The 20207-nt window shown below is 65.5% G+C and carries 16 protein-coding genes; 7 read left to right on the top strand and 9 right to left on the bottom strand.

Annotated elements, in window-relative coordinates; all coding sequences use genetic code 11:
• Positions 1 to 98 precede the first annotated feature (98 nt).
• The gene (locus tag ACE10X_RS07400; protein ID WP_038384264.1) at positions 99 to 584 is read left to right on the top strand and encodes a tripartite tricarboxylate transporter TctB family protein; all 486 of its coding nucleotides are present in this window, start codon (positions 99 to 101) and stop codon (positions 582 to 584) included.
• Positions 585 to 590: 6 nt separating this feature from the next.
• Entirely contained in the window at positions 591 to 2099 is a 1509-nt protein-coding gene (locus ACE10X_RS07395) for a tripartite tricarboxylate transporter permease (protein WP_028341157.1), read from the top strand.
• 516 nt (positions 2100 to 2615) lie between these two features.
• Here the strand turns inward: ACE10X_RS07395 and ACE10X_RS07390 are convergent.
• From ACE10X_RS07390 to ACE10X_RS07375, 4 genes are all read right to left on the bottom strand, one after another.
• The gene (locus ACE10X_RS07390) at positions 2616 to 3629 is read right to left on the bottom strand and encodes an IS5 family transposase (RefSeq protein ID WP_304557374.1); all 1014 of its coding nucleotides are present in this window, start codon (positions 3627 to 3629) and stop codon (positions 2616 to 2618) included.
• 112 nt (positions 3630 to 3741) lie between these two features.
• On the bottom strand, positions 3742 to 4587 hold the full coding sequence (locus tag ACE10X_RS07385; protein WP_051376052.1) for an IclR family transcriptional regulator: 846 nt from the start codon (positions 4585 to 4587) through the stop codon (positions 3742 to 3744).
• A gap of 249 nt (positions 4588 to 4836) precedes the next feature.
• Complete coding sequence (locus ACE10X_RS07380; RefSeq protein WP_051002948.1) at positions 4837 to 6123, bottom strand: MFS transporter; 1287 nt, start codon at positions 6121 to 6123, stop codon at positions 4837 to 4839.
• Between the two features lie 259 nt (positions 6124 to 6382).
• Positions 6383 to 7768 carry a M20 family metallopeptidase gene (locus tag ACE10X_RS07375; protein WP_038384276.1) on the bottom strand — a complete coding sequence of 462 codons (1386 nt, stop codon included), beginning with the start codon at positions 7766 to 7768 and terminating at the stop codon, positions 6383 to 6385.
• A gap of 238 nt (positions 7769 to 8006) precedes the next feature.
• Between ACE10X_RS07375 and ACE10X_RS07370 the strand changes: the two genes are divergently transcribed.
• Entirely contained in the window at positions 8007 to 9392 is a 1386-nt protein-coding gene (locus ACE10X_RS07370) for an LLM class flavin-dependent oxidoreductase (RefSeq protein WP_038384274.1), read from the top strand.
• Positions 9393 to 9634: 242 nt separating this feature from the next.
• Here the strand turns inward: ACE10X_RS07370 and ACE10X_RS07365 are convergent, their stop codons facing one another.
• From ACE10X_RS07365 to ACE10X_RS07355, 3 genes are all read right to left on the bottom strand, one after another.
• Entirely contained in the window at positions 9635 to 11299 is a 1665-nt protein-coding gene (locus ACE10X_RS07365) for a thiamine pyrophosphate-binding protein (RefSeq protein ID WP_304557494.1), read from the bottom strand.
• 130 nt (positions 11300 to 11429) lie between these two features.
• Positions 11430 to 11945, bottom strand: coding sequence for a GFA family protein (locus ACE10X_RS07360; RefSeq protein WP_051002949.1), 516 nt, complete (start codon positions 11943 to 11945; stop codon positions 11430 to 11432).
• 126 nt (positions 11946 to 12071) lie between these two features.
• Entirely contained in the window at positions 12072 to 13199 is a 1128-nt protein-coding gene (locus tag ACE10X_RS07355; RefSeq protein ID WP_038384278.1) for an alkene reductase, read from the bottom strand.
• 160 nt (positions 13200 to 13359) lie between these two features.
• Between ACE10X_RS07355 and ACE10X_RS07350 the strand changes: the two genes are divergently transcribed.
• Positions 13360 to 13743, top strand: coding sequence for a winged helix-turn-helix domain-containing protein (locus tag ACE10X_RS07350; protein ID WP_038384279.1), 384 nt, complete (start codon positions 13360 to 13362; stop codon positions 13741 to 13743).
• A 547-nt stretch (positions 13744 to 14290) separates the two neighbouring features.
• On the opposite strand, the gene ACE10X_RS07345 is transcribed toward ACE10X_RS07350, so the two are convergent.
• Entirely contained in the window at positions 14291 to 15787 is a 1497-nt protein-coding gene (locus tag ACE10X_RS07345; protein ID WP_038384280.1) for an aldehyde dehydrogenase family protein, read from the bottom strand.
• A gap of 349 nt (positions 15788 to 16136) precedes the next feature.
• On the opposite strand from ACE10X_RS07345, the gene ACE10X_RS07340 reads away from it, so the two are divergent.
• Positions 16137 to 16988 (top strand): SDR family oxidoreductase, encoded by an 852-nt coding sequence (locus ACE10X_RS07340; RefSeq protein ID WP_051002950.1) that lies wholly within the window; start codon positions 16137 to 16139, stop codon positions 16986 to 16988.
• Between the two features lie 262 nt (positions 16989 to 17250).
• Here the strand turns inward: ACE10X_RS07340 and ACE10X_RS07335 are convergent, their stop codons facing one another.
• A complete protein-coding gene (locus ACE10X_RS07335; protein ID WP_338132071.1) occupies positions 17251 to 17559 on the bottom strand; it encodes a hypothetical protein in 309 nt (102 codons plus the stop codon).
• A 414-nt stretch (positions 17560 to 17973) separates the two neighbouring features.
• On the opposite strand from ACE10X_RS07335, the gene ACE10X_RS07330 reads away from it, so the two are divergent.
• Both ACE10X_RS07330 and ACE10X_RS07325 read left to right on the top strand, forming a co-directional pair.
• Positions 17974 to 19383, top strand: a complete 1410-nt coding sequence (locus ACE10X_RS07330) for an aldehyde dehydrogenase family protein (protein WP_038384283.1) — start codon at positions 17974 to 17976, stop codon at positions 19381 to 19383.
• Between the two features lie 75 nt (positions 19384 to 19458).
• Complete coding sequence (locus ACE10X_RS07325; RefSeq protein WP_304557493.1) at positions 19459 to 20034, top strand: DUF2478 domain-containing protein; 576 nt, start codon at positions 19459 to 19461, stop codon at positions 20032 to 20034.
• The last annotated feature ends 173 nt before the right edge of the window (positions 20035 to 20207 follow it).

Below are 20207 nucleotides of genomic sequence, written 5' to 3'. Positions count from 1 at the left end.
CGCTGTTGCGCGCCTCGAGGGATGGACACGGGCACCGCCGCCCTTCGAGGGCTGCGCTTCGCCACCTCAGGACGACGGTGATCTAAAGGCCGCTTCCCATGACAGACCAAACCAACGTCAAATTCCGCCTCAACAACTCCGAGCTCTGGGGCGGGCTGATCGGGCTCGGGCTCGGCGCCTTCGTGATCTGGTCGGGCCTCAAGCTGAAGCTCGGCACCATCAACGATCCCGGCTCCGGCTACGTGCTGTTCTATACCGGCATCCTGATGTGCGTGTTCGCGGCCTCGATCATGATCGCGGCGGTCACCGAGGGCGGCCCGACCTTCGCCTCGCGCTGGGAGCATGCGCGCTGGGGCAAGCCGGTCCTGGTCATCGTCTGCCTCACGGCGTTCGCCTTTGCGCTGGAGCCGCTCGGCTTCCTGCTGTCGGCGATCCCGCTGATGCTGTTGCTGCTCCGCGTGATCGATCCGGTGCGCTGGTCGCTGGCGATCCCGCTGTCCATCCTTGCCCCGCTCGGGATGTGGTGGGTGCTGAAGCATCTGCTCGCGATCCAGCTGCCGAGCGGCATGTTCGAGATCGGTTGAGCGCCCATGGATACTCTCGTCAACGTCGCCCACGGCCTCGGCGTCGCACTGCTGCCGATCAACCTGCTCTACTGCTTCATCGGCGTGTTCATCGGCACGCTGGTCGGCGTGCTGCCCGGCATCGGCCCGATCTCGGCGATGTCGCTGCTGCTGCCGGTGACGCTGTCCGGCACGCCGGAATCCGGCATCATCATGATGGCCGGCATCTATTACGGCTCGATGTATGGCGGCTCGACCACCTCGATCCTGGTCAACATCCCGGGCGAAGCGGCTTCCGTCGTCACCTGCATTGACGGCCACCAGATGGCCAAGCAGGGCCGCGCCGGCCCCGCGCTCGGCATCTCCGCGTTCGGCTCGTTCATCGCCGGCACCTTCGCGCTGATCGCCCTGATGCTGGTGGCGCCGTCGCTTGCCAGCGTCGCGATCGCGTTCGGACCGGCCGAATATTTCAGCCTGATGGTGCTCGGCCTCGTGGTGCTCACCTTCCTCACCCAGGGCTCGATGGCCAAGGCGCTGTTGATGGCCTGCATCGGCGTCGTGCTCGGCCTGGTCGGGCTCGACAGCATCACGGCGCAGCCGCGGCTGACCTTCGGCCGCCTCGAGCTGATCGACGGCATCGGCCTCGTGCCGGTCGTGATGGGCCTGTTCGGCGTCGCCGAGGTGCTGCTCAACACCGAGCAGGCGATCAAGCGCGACATCATCAAGACCAGGATCAACCAATTGCTGCCGAGCAAGGAGGACTGGAAGGCCAGCGCCGGGCCGGTGGCGCGCGGCACGGTGCTCGGCTTCTTCCTCGGCATCCTGCCCGGCGGCGGCGCCGTGGTGGCATCGTTCGCATCCTACGCGCTGGAGAAGCGGCTCTCGAAGCATCCGGAGCGCTTCGGCCACGGCGCCATCGAGGGCGTCGCGGGGCCGGAATCGGCCAACAATTCCGCGGCCGGCGGCGCCTTCATTCCGCTGATGACGCTCGGCATCCCGCCGAACGTGGTGATGGCGCTGCTGCTCGGCGCTTTCGTGATCCACGGCCTGCAGCCGGGACCGCTGATGATCTCGCAGAACCCGACGCTGTTCTGGGGCATCGTCGCGAGCATGTATATCGGCAACCTGATGCTGCTGGTCCTCAACCTGCCGATGATCGGCATGTGGGTGCAGCTGCTGCGGCTGCCCTACAACGTGCTGTTCCCGCTGATCATCCTGTTCACGATCATCGGCGTCTACTGCTCCAGCAACAACGTGTTCGACGTCCACGTCATGATCGCGTTCGGCGTGATCGGCTATTTCATGCGCAAGCTCGGCTATGAGCCGGCGCCGCTGGTGCTGGCCTTCGTGCTCGGGCCGATGCTGGAGAACAATCTGCGCAAGTCGCTGATCCTCTCGCAGGGCGATCTCATGACCTTCGTGGAGCGGCCGATCTCGGCGATCTGCCTCGCCTTCGCGCTGGTGCTGCTGGTCGGCCCGCTGCTGCCCTCGCTGCGCAAGAAGCGCGAGCTGGTGGCGCTGGATGAGGGGGCGTAGCGCGCGACGAGAGCGAGTTGAGTCGCATCAAGTCGGTGGTGCGCCCCCTCTCCCGCTTGCGGGCAGGGGAATCGCATTTCGTGGCGGTGCCCTCGTGGCCATCCTTCGAGACGCCCGCCTTCGGCGGGCTCCTCAGGATGAGGTCTTGTTTTGCGGCACAATAGTAGACCCTCATGGTGAGGAGCGCCGCTTGCGGCGCGTCTCGAACCACGAGGCCCAGCACTTGCGCGGTCGCCAAGGTGCATATGCGATAACCCTGCGCTCGCGGGGGAGGGTTGGGGTGGGGTATCTCCACGAGTCACATCGTGGATAGAGCCCCCACCCGGATTGCGTCTTCGACGCAATCCGACCTAAGAGCGAGCTTCGCTCGTCTCGACCCCGCAAGCGAGGGCTTTGCGCAATCGGGCGTGCGCGAGTGCAGGCCAGTGTCAGGCCTTTTTTTGCGTGGCTTCTGGGGGCGCGGGGGAGTGGACAGCTTGGTTTGGGCGGCCGATTGACGGCATTGCGGAGCGGCGGTCACAGCGCAACTCCCGCTGGACGCAGCATTGCCCATCGTTTGAGGTTCATGGCGAGGCAGAGAAGATGCAGATGGGTCTGATTGCGTGCCAAGCCCAGATAGCGAGCGCGCGCCCAGCCATAGACGCCCTTGAGGCGCGCGAAGACCTGCTCGACCGGGGCGCGGCGCCGTCCCACGGCGTCGTTGAAGCGCTTCTGACGCGCGGTCAGGGGATGATGCTTGTTGGGCCGGAACATCAGCCGCGGCTTGATGCCCCGGGCCGCGAGGAGGGCGCGGCGCTCGTGCTTGTCATAGGCCTGGTCGGCGTAGACCGCCTTCTCGTCGCCGCAGATCAACTCGTCGGCCGGCACCGTGTCGTTGACCGCGGCGTCGGTCAGCTTGCTGCGACGGATGATCGCCGAGCCCTGGTCGACGCCGACATGCGCCTTGTAGCCGAAGTACCGCTTGCCACCCTTCTTGGTCCATCGCGCATCCGCATCCCGCTCGCTGTTGACCAGCTTGCTCGGCGCACGGCCGTCCGGGCCGAGCGGCAGCGGGTCTTTCGGCGGCTTCGGCGGCTTCACCGCCGCCGGGATCAGGCTCGCATCGATCAAGGTGCCCCGGCGCAGCACCAGCCCGCGCGCGTCGATCTGGCGCAGGATCTCGCCGAACAGCCTCTCCTCCAGAGCGGCCTGCTGCAAAGCTTCGCGGAAGCGCCAGATCGTCGTGTGGTCGGGCGTCTCGTCACCGAGCACAAAGCCGCAGAATTCGCGGAACGAGGCCCGATCATCGAGCGCCTCCTCCAGCTCCGGATCAGACAACCCATACCATTGCTGCAACAACAACGCCTTGAACATCACCAGCCGTGGATAGGGCGGCGCTCCACGCTCCGGTTCAGCAAGGCTGCGCAGCACGCACTCCACAGCCGCCCAATCGACCAGCTCGCCAATCCGCCTCAGCACCGAACTCCCTTTCCCCCGCCGCGACACCAGCGCATCTGCGAAGCTCGCTTGACCAACCTGCCGATACGCCATCCCCGCCTCCCCCTTCAGATCGGTCCTAGAGAATCGCAGATTCGCCTTTGCGCAAAGCCCTCGCAAGCGGGAGAGGTGAAGCCAGTCCGCGGAAGGTCTTACTCCCGACCGCTCAACCCATCTTCGCCGCGCGCCCGTTCTTCGGCGCCTGGGCCAGCGCGCGGGCCAGCACCTGGGCTTCCTTCTTCAGCATGTCGGCGAGCTCGCCTTCGCGGCGGCGGATGCGGTCGGACGCGGCGCCGATCGAGAGCGCGGCGACCACCTCGCCGGCATCGTCGCGGACCGGCACGCCGACACCGCCCATGCCGGGAAACGCGGCGTCGATCAGCACGGTGTGGCCGGCCTTGCGCGCCATGGCGATCCGCTCGCGCAGGAACTTTGGCGTGATGCGCGGCGATTTCGCCAGCCGCGGTACGATCACCTCGATCACAGCCTCGATCTCGGCATCCGGCAGCCAGACCAGCAGCGCCAGCGCGCCGGCGCCGACGCCGAGCGGACGGCGGCTGCCGATCTGCAGATAGTTCGGCTGCAGCGGATGGTTGCCGACCGAGCGCGCCAGATAGAGCGCCTCGACGCCGGAGCGCACCGACAGCAGCGCCGTATCGGCCGAGCGCTCCGACAGCCGGAGCAGGCTCGGCTGCGCCAGCTCGGCGATGTCGACCGAACGGCGCGCGCCGACCGCCATCACCCGCGCCTCCTGGCCGAGCTCATAGGTCTTGGCGCCGGCGACGCGGCTGACGAAGCCTTCCTCGATCAGCGAGTTGAGGATACGCAGCGCCGTCGCCTTGTTCAGCGAGGTGGTGTCGGCGATGTCGGTGAGCCGCAGCGGCGAGCGCTGCGCCAGCACACGCAGGATCGCGCAGACCTTCTGGATCGCGTTGAACTTGTCGGGTTGGCCGGGCTCCGGCAGTGGCCTCTTGCGGCTGGTCCGTGCGGTCGCAGTCGTGGAGGCATTCATGCCATGGCCTTCCTTGCCGTCAATTCCAGATCCTGAACCGGGCACGACGAAGAGAGGCGCCCGGCGGACATCATCCTAGGACGGATGACGTGCGCCGGACACCGTATACTTTCGTCAGATGAAACTTTCATTTCGACTATCTACGTTGCTGTGCAACAATAAGGATATCTGAATTTCGCATCACGAAATCTGATGCGATTTGCGCATGATCATTTCGAAAAACCGCTTCGCACTTTTTCGGATCATGCACTACGCCAGCCGCATCCTGCGGATCGTGAACAGCGCGCAGAGGCTGAGGATGCAGACCGCGGTGAGATAGTAGCCCGGCGCGAGCTCGCCGATCGCCGCGAAGCCGCCCAGCCAGGTCATGATCGCCGGCCCCATGCCGCCGAACAATGTGACACCGATATTGTAGCTGAGACCGAGCCCGGTCGCACGCGTCGCCGCCGGAAACAGTTCCGACATCAGCGCGGCGAGCGGCCCGTAATACAGCGACTTGAGGACGCCGAGCCAGAGCACGCCGATCAGGATGATCACAGGCGTCGGCTTGCCGGTGAGCAAGAGGAAGGCCGGGAAGATCGACACCAGCAGCAGCAGCGCAAACAGGATCATGTGGGTGGTGCGTCCGATCTTGTCGGAGACCATGCCTGCGATCGGCGCCAGCAGCGCAACCGCGGTCTGCGCGGCGAACGAGGCGATGAAGCCGACCGACGGCGCGAGGTTGAGCGTCTTCACCACATAGGTCGGCATGTAGACGATCAAATAGTTGACCGCGGTCGACACCGCGAGCGCGCCGATCGCAAGCATCGTGGCGAGCTTCTGCCGCGCGAACACTTCCCTGACCGGCGATTCCTGCTTCGCGGCCGGCGGCGGGGTCGCATCGTCGACATGGTTGCGGATGTAGATGCCGACCGGGCCGATCAAGACGCCGAACAGGAACGGCAGCCGCCAGCCCCAGGATTGCAGATCCTCCGGGCTCATCAACGAGGTCAGGAGCGCACCGAAGCCCGCGCCCAGAAGCCCGCTGACGCCTTGGCTCGCGAACTGCCAGCTCGCCACGAAGCCGCGCCGCTCCGGCATGTGCTCGACCAGGAACGCAGTCGAGGAGCCGAACTCGCCGCCGGCGGAAAAGCCCTGCACCAGCCGCGCCAGCAGCACCGCGATCGGCGCCAGGATGCCGATGGTCTGATAGGTCGGCATCAGCGCCAGCACCAGCGTGCCGAACGTCATCAGCACGATCGACAGCATCAGCGAGGCCTTGCGGCCGTGACGGTCGGCATAGGCGCCGAGCATGATGCCGCCAATCGGGCGGATCAGAAACGACAGGCCGAAGCTTCCGAAAGTCAGGAGCAGCGAGGTGGTCGGATCATTGGCCGGGAAGAACGCCTTGGAGAGATACACCGCGAAATAGGCGTAGACCGAGATGTCGTACCATTCGAGCGCATTGCCGACCGAGGTCGCGACGATCAGGCGGGTGATGTTTTTCTTGGTTGTGGCGTCTGGGCCGGACATTGCGGTCGGCGTCGGTAGCGTCATCAGATTTCCTTTGCCAGTGCAGGCACCAGCCTTCAACTCGTCATAGCCGGGTATGGCTATTCAAGAACGGCGTCGCGTCCGCTCGCCTATGTGCTGACGATCCTCGTTTCCCCCCGTCATCCTGAGGTGCGAGCGGAGCGAGCCTCGAAGGATGCACGGCCCCGCCGGTGGCCGTCGATCCTTCGAGACGCGCGCAAGAGCGCGCTCCTCAGGATGACGGGGAAAATCAGGATGACGGGGAACAAGCGAGCCTCGCTCCTCACCCCTTGTGCGGCGCCTCGCCGAGGTCCCAGAACAGGCCGGCCATGATGGTCAGCGCCTCCTCGGTCACCGGCAGCAGGATGTGCTCGTCGGGGGCGTGCTGCGAGCAGCCCGGATAGGAATGCGGCACCCAGATCGTCGGCAGGCCGAGGCCTTCGGAGAACACGTCGTTCGGCAGCGAGCCGCCGAAGTTCGGCAGCACCGCCGGCGCCTTGCCGGTGGTGGCGCGGATCGAGTTCGCCGCCCAGTCGATCCACGGGCTGTCCATGTCGGTGCGCGAGGCGGCAAAGCGCTGCGTGCCCGAGACCTCGACCATCGGGAAACCGTTGTTGTGCAGATAATCCCGCACCGCGTCGATCACCTCGAGATGCCGGGTGCCGACGACGAAGCGAAGCTGCAGCACGGCATTGGCCTTGCCGGGAATCGCGTTGGCGGGCTTTTCGATATTGCCCGACGACATCGCCAGCACTTCCAGCGTATTCCACGCATAGAGCCGCTCCGCCGCGGTCAGGCCCTCCTCGCCCCAGTCTTCCGCCAGCGCCGGTTCGTCTGCCGACGGCTTGACCTCGACGTCGGCGAGCGCGGCGCGGACGCGGTTGGAGATCGGCGGGGGCTTGAGGATCTCGAGCTTCATGCGGCCCTTGCCGTCGACCAGGCTCGCGATCGCGCTCGCCAGGATCGTCGCGGGGTTGGCGAGCACGCCGCCCCAATTGCCGGAATGGTTGCCGCCCTCGCGCAGATTGACGTCGAGATGGATGCGGTTGCCGCCGCGGCAGCCGAGGAAGATGGTCGGCCGCTCCGCCGACAACCGCGGCCCGTCGGAGGCAATGAACAGGTCGGCCTTCAGCTCCTCACGATGCGCCTCGCAGACCTCGCGCAGATCGGGCGAGCCGATCTCCTCGCCGGTCTCGATGATGAATTTGGCGTTGAAGCCGAGCTTGCCGCCGCGTGCCTGCTTCACCGCCCGCAGCGCGGCCACGTTGATCGAATGCTGGCCCTTGTTGTCGGCGGTGCCGCGGCCATAGACGCGATCGCCCTTGACCGTGGTCTGCCAGGGATCGAGCCCGTCGCGCCATTCGCCGACCATGCCGTCGACGACGTCGCCGTGACCATAGGTCAGCACGGTCGGCCGCGAAGCGTCTTCCTGATAGTCGGCGATCAGATAGGGCCCGCGGCCGGTCGGCGACTCGATCAGGTGGGTCTTGAAATCGAGCTCAGCGAAGGCCGGTTGCAGATTCTCCACCAGATAGGCGCGCAGCGCAGCGGCCTTGTCGGCATTCAGGCTCTCGGTCTGGTAGCCGACCCTGCGGTCCAGCTCCTTCAGGAACTGTCCCGATTGAAAATGCTCTCGCACGTTTGCGATTGCGTCGGCCCGTGTCGCCATGATTGTTCCTTCGTCCGGTCGTGTCTTGGCATGATCCCACCCGAACGCGACGCTTTGCGCCCCGATCATGCTTCTGGAGAGGCGCAACCTATCGGGATCGGCTCACGACCGGAAGGGCGCGAAATGCGAATGGGCCTTGCCAAAACGTGGGAAGTCGCAACAAGTTGATGCGGGACGCCCGGCATCGACCGGGCAGCAATCGAAGCGGCGCGCAAGGTTTCGACCAAGGTTTTCGACAATGACAAAACAAATCCGGCTCAACGCCTTTGCCATGAACTGCGTGGCGCATCAGTCGCCGGGGCTGTGGACCCATCCGCGCGATCGCACCAAGGACTACAACAAGCTGTCCTACTGGATCGATCTGGCGAAGACGCTGGAGCGCGGCCGGTTCGACGGGCTGTTCCTCGCCGACGTGCTCGGCGTCTACGACGTCTATGCCAATAGTCCGGATGCAGCGCTGCGCAACGCGGCGCAGACCCCGGCCAACGAACCGTTGATGCTGATCCCGGCGATGGCCGCGGTGACGGAAAATCTCGGCTTCGGCGTCACCAGCAATCTCTCCTTCGAGCCGCCCTACCCGTTCGCGCGGCGGATGTCGACGCTCGACCATTTGACCGGCGGCCGGGTCGGCTGGAACGTGGTGACCGGCTATCTCGATAGTGCCGCGCGCGGCGCCGGCAAGGACAAGCAGACCGCGCATGACGACCGCTACGAGCTCGCCGACGAATATATGGAGCTGGTCTACAAGCTCTGGGAAGGCAGCTGGGAGGACGACGCCGCGATCCGCGACGTCGCACGCGGCATCTTCACCGATCCGAGCAAGGTGCATCCGGTACACCATGACGGCAACAACTACCGGCTCAACGCGATCCACCTGTCGGAGCCTTCGCCGCAGCGCACGCCGGTGCTCTACCAGGCCGGCACCTCGCCGCGCGGCCGGCAGTTTGCCGCCGAGCACGCCGAATGCGTGTTCATGTCGGGACCGTCGGCGAAGGTGATCGGTCCGCGGGTGTCGGCGATCCGCGAGCTCGCGGCCGCGAAGGGCCGCAACCCGGCCGAGATCCTGATGTTCTCGATGATGTGCATCGTGGTGGCGCCGACCGAGGCGGAGGCGAAAGCGAAGTACGCCGAGTATCGCAGCCATATCAGCCATGAAGGCGCGCTGGCGCTGATGTCGGGCTGGACCGGCGTCGACTTCTCGACCTATTCGCTCGACCAGGAGGTGCGGCACGTGCAGAACGACGCCGGCCGCTCCGCGATGGACAACGTCACCCGCGCCGATCCCGACCGGGTCTGGACCGTGCGCGAGGTCGCCGAGCATGTCGGCATCGGCGGCGCCGGGCCCGTGGTGGTCGGCACGCCGGAGCAGGTCGCCGACAAGATCGAGCAATGGTTCGAGGACACCGACGTCGACGGCCTCAACGTCGCGTTTGCGATCTCGCCCGGCGATTTCGAGGACATCGCCGACATGCTGGTGCCGGAGCTCGTCAAGCGCGGCCGCTACAAGCGGGAGTATGCGAAGGGCACCTTGCGCGAGAAGTTGTTCGGCGAAGGGCGTGCGAGGCTGGACGCGACTCATCCGGCGACCCGATATCGGGTGAAGCGTAGCGCTGCGGCGGAGTGATCCGCGCCGTCATTGCGAGCGAAGCGAAGCAATCCATCGTTCCGCATATGCGGGATTATGGATTGCTTCGTCGCTTCGCTCCTCGCAATGACGCGGCACACACATCTGCCCATCCCGTCATCCTGAGGAGCGCGCTCTTGCGCGCGTCTCGAAGGATCGACGGCCACCAGGCGGGCCGTACATCCTTCGAGGCTCGCTTCGCTCGCACCTCAGGATGACGGTGATAGAGGCGCCCGGTGCGCTCAATTCACCGCATTGCTCACCACCACCTCGATCAGCTTAGCGCCCGGGCGGCTGAACGCCGACTTCATCACGCCTTTCAGCTCCTGCGGGTCGGTGATCCTGATCGCCTCGAGCCCGAGCGAGCGCGCGACGCCGGTGAAGTCAACCGGCGGATCGATGAAATCCATGCCGACATAATTGTCATCGCCGTGGAAGGCGAGCAGGCGCTGCTTGATGATGCGGTAGCCGCCATTGTTGACGATGACGAAGTTGAGCGGCAGCTTGTGATTGGCTGCGGTCCACAGCGACTGGATCGAATACATCGACGAGCCGTCGCCGGAATAGCACACCACTGGGCGCTGCGGATTGGCGAGGCTGACGCCGACCGCGGCCGGCAGGCCCCAGCCGATGCCGCCGGAGGCCAGCGCGTGATAGCCGTAGCGATCGCGATGCGCGCGCAGCGCGATGATCTGGCGCGACGAGGTCAGGCCCTCGTCCACCAGGATCGCGTTGTCGGGCATCGCCTCCACGACCTGCAACGCGAGCCAGTCCGGATCGATCGGCGAGGTCTGGCCCGCCTTCGAGATCTGCTCGACCAGCGCCTTGCGCTTCGCCGCCCAGTTCTTGGTCGACAACGCCGCGAGTCCCTGCCTGGCACGCGTCTCCAGCGCGCCGCCGCCGGCCTCCTTCAACGCAGGAACCAGCGCGCGCAGCGTTTCCTTGACGTCCGCCTTCACCGCGATCTCGGCGCCATAGTTCCTGGCGAGGTCGCTGTCGACCAGGCCGACCTGCACGATCGAGAGCCCGTCCGGCAGCGGATCGACCTCGCTGTAAACAGACATCCGCAGCGGATCACCGCCGAGCGCGATCAGAAGATCATGCGGCGCCAGCACGTCGCGCGCGACCTTCTGCAGCCGCGCGATCGCGCCCATGAAGCTCGGGCTTTCGGACAAGAAGTGCGAACCATAGGGCGTCGGCGACTGCCAGGCCGGGCAGCCCAGCGTCTCGGCAAGATCGGCCGCCTCGCGCAGCGCATCGCTTTTCACGATCTCGTCGCCGACGACGATGACGGGACGCTCGGCTTTCAGGATGCGCGCGGCCAGCGCCTTGAGCGGCTCCTCCGACGGCCGGACGCGCGTGTCGATCCGGGTGGAGCGCCCGAGCTCGATGCCGGCTTCGGAATTGAGGATGTCGCCGGGCAGCGAGATGAACACCGGCCCGGTCGGTGGCGTGGTCGCGATCTTGGCGGCGCGACGCACGATCCGCGGCAGGTCTTCGAGCCGCGTCACCTCGACCGCCCATTTCACCAGCGGCGTCGCCATCTGCACCAACGGGCCATAGAGCACCGGTTCAGTCAGACCATGGCCCTGTTCCTGCTGCCCGGCAGTGAGGATCAGCGGCGTGCCGGTGAAGCTCGCATTGTAGAGCGAGCCCATCGCGTTGCCGAGGCCGGGTGCGACATGGACATTGCAGGCGACCAGCTTGCCGGAGGCGCGGCTGAAGCCGTCGGCCATCGCGACCACCAGGCTCTCCTGCATCGCCATCACATAGGTGAGATCCGGATGATCCTTCAGCGCGTGCATGATCGGCAGTTCGGTGGTGCCGGGATTGCCGAACAGATGGGTGACGCCCTCATCCTTCAGCAGCGCCAAAAATGCCGAGCGGCCGGTAATGCGATTCTTCATGTTCCCTCCAGGCCTGTCGGCGCGTTGGCCGACGGGGATCAAGGGAGATGACCAAACTTGCGCAGCTGGGGCAATCGAGCGAGCGGTCATGGCCGCATTCCGCAGGCGCGCGCCTGAGGCGAAGCGCTCGCTAGAACATCCCCTCGCGCGCGCTGCGCTTCTTCTTTTTCGAGCGCTGCCAGACCACGCCGGGATAGCCCTTCAGCGGCACCAGCGGCTCGCCGGTATAGGCCCATTCCTGCAGTTCCTCGATCGCGATGTGATAGAGCGGCTGCCGGCCGGTGCGCCCCGAGAACAGCGCGCGCGGGATGTTGACCATGTGCGGCGACCGCGCGCGCTCGTAAGAAATCGGCGTGCCGCAATTGGCGCAGAAGCTGCGCGCCGTCTTGCTTTTCGCGTCCTCGTAACGCGACAGCTCGCTTTCGCCTTGCGTGATGCGGAAGCGCTTCTTCCAGCTGCCGACATAGGTCGCATAAACCGCACCATGGGCGCGGCGGCTGGCGGCGGTGTGATCATGCCAGGCCCAGCGCGCCGGCACATCGATCTCGAACCGCACCTTGCCGCACAGGCATTGGCCGGCCGCGGGCTTCGCCAACGCCACGGGTTTTGGTTTCTTGGTCGACTCGAACTCGTCGTCCGGAAACATCGCGGTCTCCCGGTTTTGCTGGCCGAGCTATCGTAGCCCGGATGCAGCGAAGCGTAATCCGGGGATGCTTGATCCGCTGATTGCAAGGCCCCGGATTTCGCTGCGCTGCATCCGGGCTACGAAGACCTACGCCTGCGCCAATTCGTCGTGCACCGGATAATCCGTGTAGCCCTTCTCCTCGCCTGCATAGAAGGTGGCGCGGTTGTACTTGGTCAGGGGATAGCCGCGCTGCAGGCGGCGCGGCAGATCCGGGTTGGAGATGAAGTAGCGGCCGAACGCGATCGCATCGGCATGACCTTCGGCGACCGCGCTCGCGGCGGTTTCGCCGACGAAATTGCCGGCGGTGATCAGCACGCCGCTCCACATCGGACGGTACAGCACCATCGCGGACGGTACGTTCTGCCAGTCGACCTCGGCGCGCCCGGTGCCCGAGGCGCGCGGCTCGATGAAATGCAGATAGGCGAGCCCGAGCTTGTCCAGCGCTGTGATGGCGTGGCTGTAGAGCGGCATCGGGTCGGCCTCGCCGCTGCCATTGGCGATGCCGTAGGGCGAGAGCCGCACACCGACGCGGCTCGCGCCCCAGACCTCGGTCACCGCCTGCGTCACCTCCATCAGGAAGCGGACGCGGTTCTCGATCGAGCCGCCATACCGGTCGGTGCGCAGATTGCTGCGCGACTGCAGGAACTGCTCGATCAGATAGCCATTGGCGCCGTGGATCTCGACGCCGTCGAAACCGGCGGCGAGCGCGTTCTTCGCGCCTTGCCGGTAGGCCTCGACCATCAGGGCGACCTCGTCGGTCTCGAGCGCGCGCGGCGTCTCGTAGTCGACCACCTTGCCGTCCGCCGTCATGCACTTGAACTCGGACGGGATCGCGACCGCCGACGGCGCCACTGGCAGCGCGCCGCCCGGCTGGAACGAGGAATGCGAGACGCGGCCGACGTGCCAGAGCTGCAGGAAGATCAAGCCGCCCTTGGCGTGCACGGCATCCACCACCTCGCGCCAGCCCGCGATCTGGGCCTCGCTGTAGATGCCGGGAACGCCAGGATTGCCGAAGCCGGTCCCAACCACCGGCGAGGCCTCCGCGATCAGCAAGCCGCCGGGCGTGGCGCGCTGCGCATAATATTCCGCGTTCATCGGCCGCGGCGCGAGGCTCGGCCGCGCCGCCCGCATCCGCGTCAGCGGCGCCATCACGACGCGATGTTCGAGCTGGTAAGGACCGATCTTGAGCGGAGAGAACAGCGACGGAGGATTCATGCCTGCCCCAAATATTCTTATGTGGTTTCCGTTATGGTGTGGGCACGATCCGCCCAGAAAACCGGTTACCACTTTTCCGGATCATGCCCGTTATCTAACGGGTTCATCTTGTTCATGAAAGCGGGTAGTGGCAATCTGTTGCCACGAGAACAGGTCTCCCATGTCGAAATCGAGCGCCTCATCGCTCCCCTCCCTCAGCGTCCGCATCGACCTCGATGCCGAGGACCGGATCGGGCCGGGCAAGATCCTGCTGCTTGAGCGGATCAGGGAATGCGGCTCGATCTCCGCCGCCGGCCGCGCCATGGACATGAGCTACAAGCGCGCCTGGGACCTGGTCGACGAGATCAACCGCATCTGCCGGCAGGCGGCGGTGGAACGGCAGACCGGTGGCAAGAATGGCGGCGGCGCGGTGCTGACCCCGTTCGGCCTTTCTTTGGTGGCGCGCTACCGCAAGATCGAGCGCGATGCGGCAAGCGCCGTGCGCAAGGATCTCGAGGCGCTGCGCAGCGACATCGGCAAGCCGAAGAAGGCCGCCGGGCGGTAAACGCAGGGACCGGCGGCCGCAGCAAGGGGCGCTTACGAAAATATCGAAAACAACCCCATGCAAAGGAGCCGGCGGTGGCCGGCGCTCGACGAGGCAACTTGACGCGTCGGGCAAATCAGGGGTACTCTTCTAATATTCCGAAATCGTGCAGGCGTTGGGGCGAGGGCTTCCCTCCGCGAGCGCGCCGAGCGTTGAGACCTGTACCCCCCACCCGGATTGCATCTTCGATGCAACATAGCCGAAGCTTAGCTTCGGCGTCGATTTCATGGACGGCCGCCGAAGGCGGCCTATGTCTCTCCCCGCAAGCGCAGGGCTGTCGCATTTCGTGGCGGTGCCCTCGTGGCCATCCTTCGAGACGCCGCCTTCGGCGGGCTCCTCAGGATGAGGTCTGGTTTTGCGGCAAAATAGTAGACCCTCATGGTGAGGAGCGCCCGCTTGCGGCGCGTCTCGAACCACGAGGCCGAGCGCTTGCGCGGTCGCCAAGACGGTAGATGCGATACCTCTCCCCGCAGGCGGGGAGAGGTGAAGAGAAACAGCGGGACCAGCCCTAACCCGTCTTGATCCAGACCGCCTTGACGTTGAGATATTCCTCGACGTGCTGCTTGCCGGACTCGCGGCCGTAGCCGCTCATCTTGTAGCCGCCGAACGGCACCGCGGGGTCCATCGCCTGGTAGCAATTGACCCAGACCGAGCCGGCGCGCAGCGCCTTGGCGACCTGGTGCGCCTTGCTGACATTGGTGGTCCAGACGCCCGAGCCGAGGCCGAAGGTGGTGGCGTTGGCGCGCTTGATCAGCTCTTCCGGATCCCTGAACGAGATCGCCGAGATCACCGGGCCAAAGATCTCCTCCTGCGCGATGCGCATGTTGTCCTGCACATTGGCGAACACGGTCGGCTGCACGAAATAGCCCTTCGACAGCGCGCCCTCGGTGAGGCGGCCGCCGCCGGCGAGCGCCTTGGCGCCCTCCTTCTGGCCGATGTCGAGATAGCCTGAGACGCGGTCCATCTGCTGCTGCGACACCAGGGGACCAATCTGGGTGTTGGGGTCGAGGCCGTTGCCGACCTGCAGCTTCTTGCCGAACTCGGCGACGCGGCCGACGAATTCGTCATAGACCTTCTGCTCAACGAACAGTCGCGTGCCGGCGCTGCAGATCTGGCCGGAATTGGCGAACACCGCCATCGCAGCTCCCGGCACCGCGGCGTCGAGATCGGCGTCGGCGAACACGATGTCCGGCGACTTGCCGCCGAGCTCGAGCGAGACGCGCTTGAGGTTGCCGGCCGACGCACGGATGATCGACTGTCCCGTGATGTGCGAGCCGGTGAAGGCGACCTTGTCGACATCCGGATGCGATGCGAGCGCGGCGCCCGCGGTCTCGCCATATCCCGGCACGACGTTGACGACGCCGGGCGGAATGCCGGCCTCCATGCAGAGCTCGCCGATGCGCAGCGAGGTCAGCGGCGATTCCTCGGCCGGCTTCAGCACCACGGTGCAGCCGGTCGCGATCGCCGGGCCGATCTTCCAGATCGAGGCGGTCAGCGGCCCGTTCCAGGGAATGATCGCGCCGACCACGCCAATCGGCTCCTTCAGCGTGTAGGAGAAGATCTCGCCGGGCAGCGAGTTCTCGATGGTCTCGCCATGGATCGCGGTCGCCTGTCCGGCATAGTAGCGCAGCATGCCGAGCGCGCGCAGCCGGTTGCCGCGGGTCCGGCTGATCGGCGCGCCCATATCGAGCGTGTCGAGCTGGGACAGTTCCTCGAAATTGGCTTCGACGAGTTCGGCGAGCTTGAGCAGCATGTTCTGCCGCTCGAACGGCTTCACCTTGCTCCAGGGCCCTTCGAACGCGCGGCGCGCCGCCGCGACCGCACGGTTGATGTCCTCGGCATCGCCCTCGGCGACCGACGCGAGCAGCTCGCCGGTGGCGGGATTATGCGTCTCGAATTTCTTGCCGGAGGCGGCGTCGACCCATTTGCCGTCGATCAGCATCTTCTTGTAGGAGCCATCGGCATAAGGATGGCGCGTGATCGGAATAGCCTGCGAAACAGCCATGTTTGCACTCCCTGTAAAATGTCGGCTGAGGTCTTTTGGAGGCGTTATATGCCGAATTCTACAGCGCAGGCGCGAAACCGTAAAGCCGAGCCGGCGTTGATCAGGACGGCACGTACGGAAACCTCCCATGCACGCGCGTGCATGGTGCGTGCGGTATGCTCGATCACGGCCTCGTGGTTCGAGACGCGCGGCGTTACCGCGCTCCTCACCATGAGGGTCTGATATAAGGCCTCATCCCCGCGCAAAGGCTTTGCCTTTGTCGCTGGAGGAGCCGCGAAGCGGCGTCTCGAAGGATGAATCCACCGAACTGCACTATGCCCTCAGCCATATATGTGTCCGGAGACCACCGATGCCCCACCCCGTGATATCAACCAATCATGTTGCCGTGATCACCGGCGGCGCCTCTGGAATCGGACTTGCCGCCGCATTGCGGTTCGCGCAGGCCGGCATGAAGGTCTGCATCGCAGACCTCGGCGATGACCGGCTGAAGGCGGCTGCGACAAAACTGTCATCTGCAGCACCCGGCGGCGCTGATGACATAATGACAGCAGCGGTAGATGTCAGCCGCGCCGACGCGGTCGCAAGCCTCGAGGACACGGTCGCGAAAAAGTTCGGCGGCACCGACATCCTGATGAACAATGCCGGCATCCAGCCCGGCAGCGCGATGTTCGGGCCCGCGGACAATTGGCAGCGCATCCTTGGCGTCAATTTGTGGGGCGTGATCAACGGCACGCAGGCGTTCGCGCCCAACATGATCAAGCGCGGCCGGCCAGGGCTGATCATCAACACCGGCTCCAAGCAGGGCATCACCACGCCGCCGGGCGATCCCGCCTACAACGTCTCCAAGGCCGGCGTGAAGGCATTCACCGAGGCGCTGCAGCACGAGCTGCGCAACACCGACGGCTGCAAGATATCGGCGCATCTCTTGATCCCGGGCTTTGTCTTCACCGGGCTGACCGCCCGCGGCCGCACCGAGAAGCCGGCTGGCGCCTGGACGGCGGAGCAGACCGTCGACTTCATGATCGAACGCCTCGAAGCCGGCGACTTCTACATCCTCTGCCCCGACAACGACGTGCCGCGCGCGCTCGACGAACGCCGCATCCTGTGGGCCGCCGGCGACATCGTCGAGAACCGCCCGCCGCTGTCGCGCTGGCATCCGGATTACGGCGACGCGTTCGCCGCGTTCGTGAAGGGGAAGTGAATTTGTAGGATGGGCTAACCCACTCTACGGACTTTCCCCATTCGTGCTGTCATCGCCCGGCTTGACCGGGCGATCCAGTATTCCAGAGACTTCAGTGCTTGAACCGAGGGGCCGCGGCGTACTGGATGCCCCGCATGAAGCGGGGCATGACAGCGGAATATATGGCAGACACTGCGTAAAGTGGGTTGGCGCAGCGAAACCCACCAACTCTGCTCATCGCCGAGAGAATGGTGGGCACGCTTCGCTTTGCCCACCCTACAAGCTAATTCGCGCGCACCCGCAGCGGCGCTGCCGGCGTCGCCACCAGCGCTTCACCGAGCTCGCTTTGTTGCGCGCGCGGGATCGAGAAGCAGACGCTGAATCCGTCCGAGGTCTTGAGCGTCATCATGCCCTGGGCCGGATCGGTCGACTGCTCGATCACCCATGAATCCAGCGGATAGGCGTAGCGCAAGGTCTGGTCGCCGAAGCGCGTCTGCAGCGCCTTGCTGATCAGCCCGGGCAAGGTCATGACCAGCGCACCGACCTGGTTGATCGACAGGCGGATGGTTGCGGGCTCACCCTTGCCGTCCACGAAGCCAAGCGAAATGGCGCAGCCATCGGACGCGACTTCGCAGGTGGTGAGCTCCTGGGTTTCGATCTGTATGCCGGCACTCCGGATCGCCGTTATATTCCGTTCAATATATCGCGAAGACGACCAGCGTCCAGCCCTTAAAAGTATAGCCGCGGCGGCGACCGGCAGAGGCGCACGCGGCATTAGAATCTATTGAAGCCCGCGGTGCCCCGATTGACGCCGGGCGGGCAACCGCGAATAAATCAGCACGAAGCCCAGGCTGATTTTTCTTCACGATTTTCCAGAGAATTCATTCGGTTCGGCAGTGCCGCGCGCGTGCCCTGAATGGCCGTGGCGTCCGTGCCGCAGCCGTGATATACACATGAATATAGCGAGGTCCGCGAAGGGCCCGTTTGACCAGGGAGAGCAAGGCCAATGAGTGATTACAAGCTTATCATCGACGGCAAGATGGTACCCGGCGACCAGACCATGCCGGTGCTCAATCCGGCGACCGAAGAGGTGGTGGCGCAATGCCCGCGCGCCTCGAGGGAACAGCTCGACAAGGCTGTCGCCGCCGCGAAGGCCGCCTACCCGGCCTGGGCCGCCACGCCGATCGAGGAGCGCCGCAAGCTGATCATCAAGATGGCCGAGGTGATCGAGGCCAACGCCAACGAGCTCGCGCATATCCTGACCAGCGAACAGGGCAAGCCGCTCGCCGACGCCACCGGCGAGGTGATGGGCATGGCCGGCTTCTTCCGCTATCTCGGCTCGCTCGAACTGCCGATGCGCGTGATCGAGAATTCCGGCGACCGCAAGGTCGAGGCCTATCGCCGCCCGCTCGGCGTGGTCGGCGCGATCATTCCCTGGAACTATCCGCTGCTGATCCTGGCGTTCAAGCTGCCGTCGGCGCTGCTCGCCGGCAACGCGCTGGTGGTGAAGCCCGCGCCTACCACGCCGCTCGCCTCGCTGCGCTTTGCCGAACTGGTCAAGGACATCCTGCCGAAGGGCGTGCTCAACTTCATCGCCGACGCCAACGATCTCGGCGACCACATGACCAAGCACCCCGACATCCGCAAGATCTCCTTCACCGGCTCCTCGGCCACCGGCCAGAAGGTGATGGCGAGCGCGTCGCAGACCTTGAAGCGGATCACGCTCGAGCTCGGCGGCAATGACGCCGGCATCGTGCTCGACGACGTCGATCCGAAGAAGGTCGCGCCCGGCATCTTCGAGGGCGCGTTCCAGAACTCCGGGCAGGTCTGCCTCGCCATCAAGCGGCTCTACGTGCATGAATCCGTCTATGACGAGATCTGCAACGAGCTGGTCGCGATCGCAAAGAACACCGTGGTCGACGACGGCTCCAAGCAAGGCACCAAGCTCGGGCCGCTGCAGAACAAGATGCAGTACGAGAAGGTGAAGGCGTTCCTCGACGACGCCCGCAAGAACGGCAACGTGATCGCCGGCGGCGCTGCGATGGATCGCCCCGGCTATTTCATCGAGCCGACCATCGTGCGCGACATCAAGGAAGGCTCCAAGCTGGTCGACGAGGAGCAGTTCGGTCCGGTGCTGCCTGTCATCAAGTACTCCGACAAGGATGACGTGATCCGCCGCGCCAATGCCACCACTTACGGCCTCGGCGCATCGGTCTGGTCGTCCGACATCAAGCGCGCGCACGAGATCGCGACCCGGATCGAGGCCGGCACGGTGTGGATCAACAAGCATCTCGACATGGCCCCGAACATTCCGTTCGGCGGAGCCAAGCAGTCGGGCATCGGCACCGAATTCGCCGAGGAAGGCCTCGCCGAATTCACCCAGCTGCAGATCATCAACGGCCCGCCGGCCGCCTGATCTCTAAGAAATAGGCGATCGCGACGCGCTGGCGCCGCGGTCGCCTGCCCCATCCCACAACGAACAGGGCCCATCATGTTCGATGCCCAATGCGACCTTGCCGCCGTGGTCTACGACGCCACTGACGATCCCGATGCCATCCTGCGCGACTTCGCCTGCGATCTGAGAGCCCACGGCGCGCGCGTCGTTGGCATGGTGCAATCAGGCCAATGCGCCGATTCCAGCCTGTCGGCCGTGCTGGTGCATAGCGGCGAGACGCTGCGGCTGGCGCAGCCGCCGAGCCAAAGTCCTACCAGTCCTGGCGCCACCGGCTGCAAGCTCGATCTCTCACGGCTACAGGCCGCCGGCGTCCGCGTCGCCGACGCACTGGCTGAAGGCGCCGATCTCGTCATCATCAACCGCTTCGGCAAGCGGGAGCGCGACGGCAAGGGGCTTGGCTTCCTGATCGAGCGCGCGCTCGGCGCCGACATTCCGGTCGTGATCGCGGTGTCGCGCGCGAGCTTTGCGGACTGGATCAAGTTCGCCGGCGGGATGAGCGTGAAGCTCGCCTGCGACCGCCACGCGCTCGATGCCTGGTGGCGCAGCATCTCGCTGCGGGCCGCGGCCCGGACCGCACCGGATCACAGCACGGTCTGCGAAGTATTCAAGTAGACCTGCTTCGTAGGATGGGTGGAGCGCAGCGCTACCCATCATCTCGCCGCGCCGACGCAATTGATGGGTATCGCTTCGCTCCACCCATCCTACGCGACTACAACGCTATCACCGTCATCCTGAGGAGCGCGCTCTTGCGCGCGTCTCGAAGGATCGACGGCCCGGCTGGTGGC

The sequence above is a fragment of the Bradyrhizobium sp. Pha-3 genome, assembly GCF_042258325.1.
Classification (GTDB): Bacteria; Pseudomonadota; Alphaproteobacteria; order Rhizobiales; family Xanthobacteraceae; genus Bradyrhizobium; species Bradyrhizobium elkanii.
The sequence above is the reverse complement of the archived record's forward strand: the minus strand, read 5'-3'. Positions and strand labels throughout refer to the sequence as shown.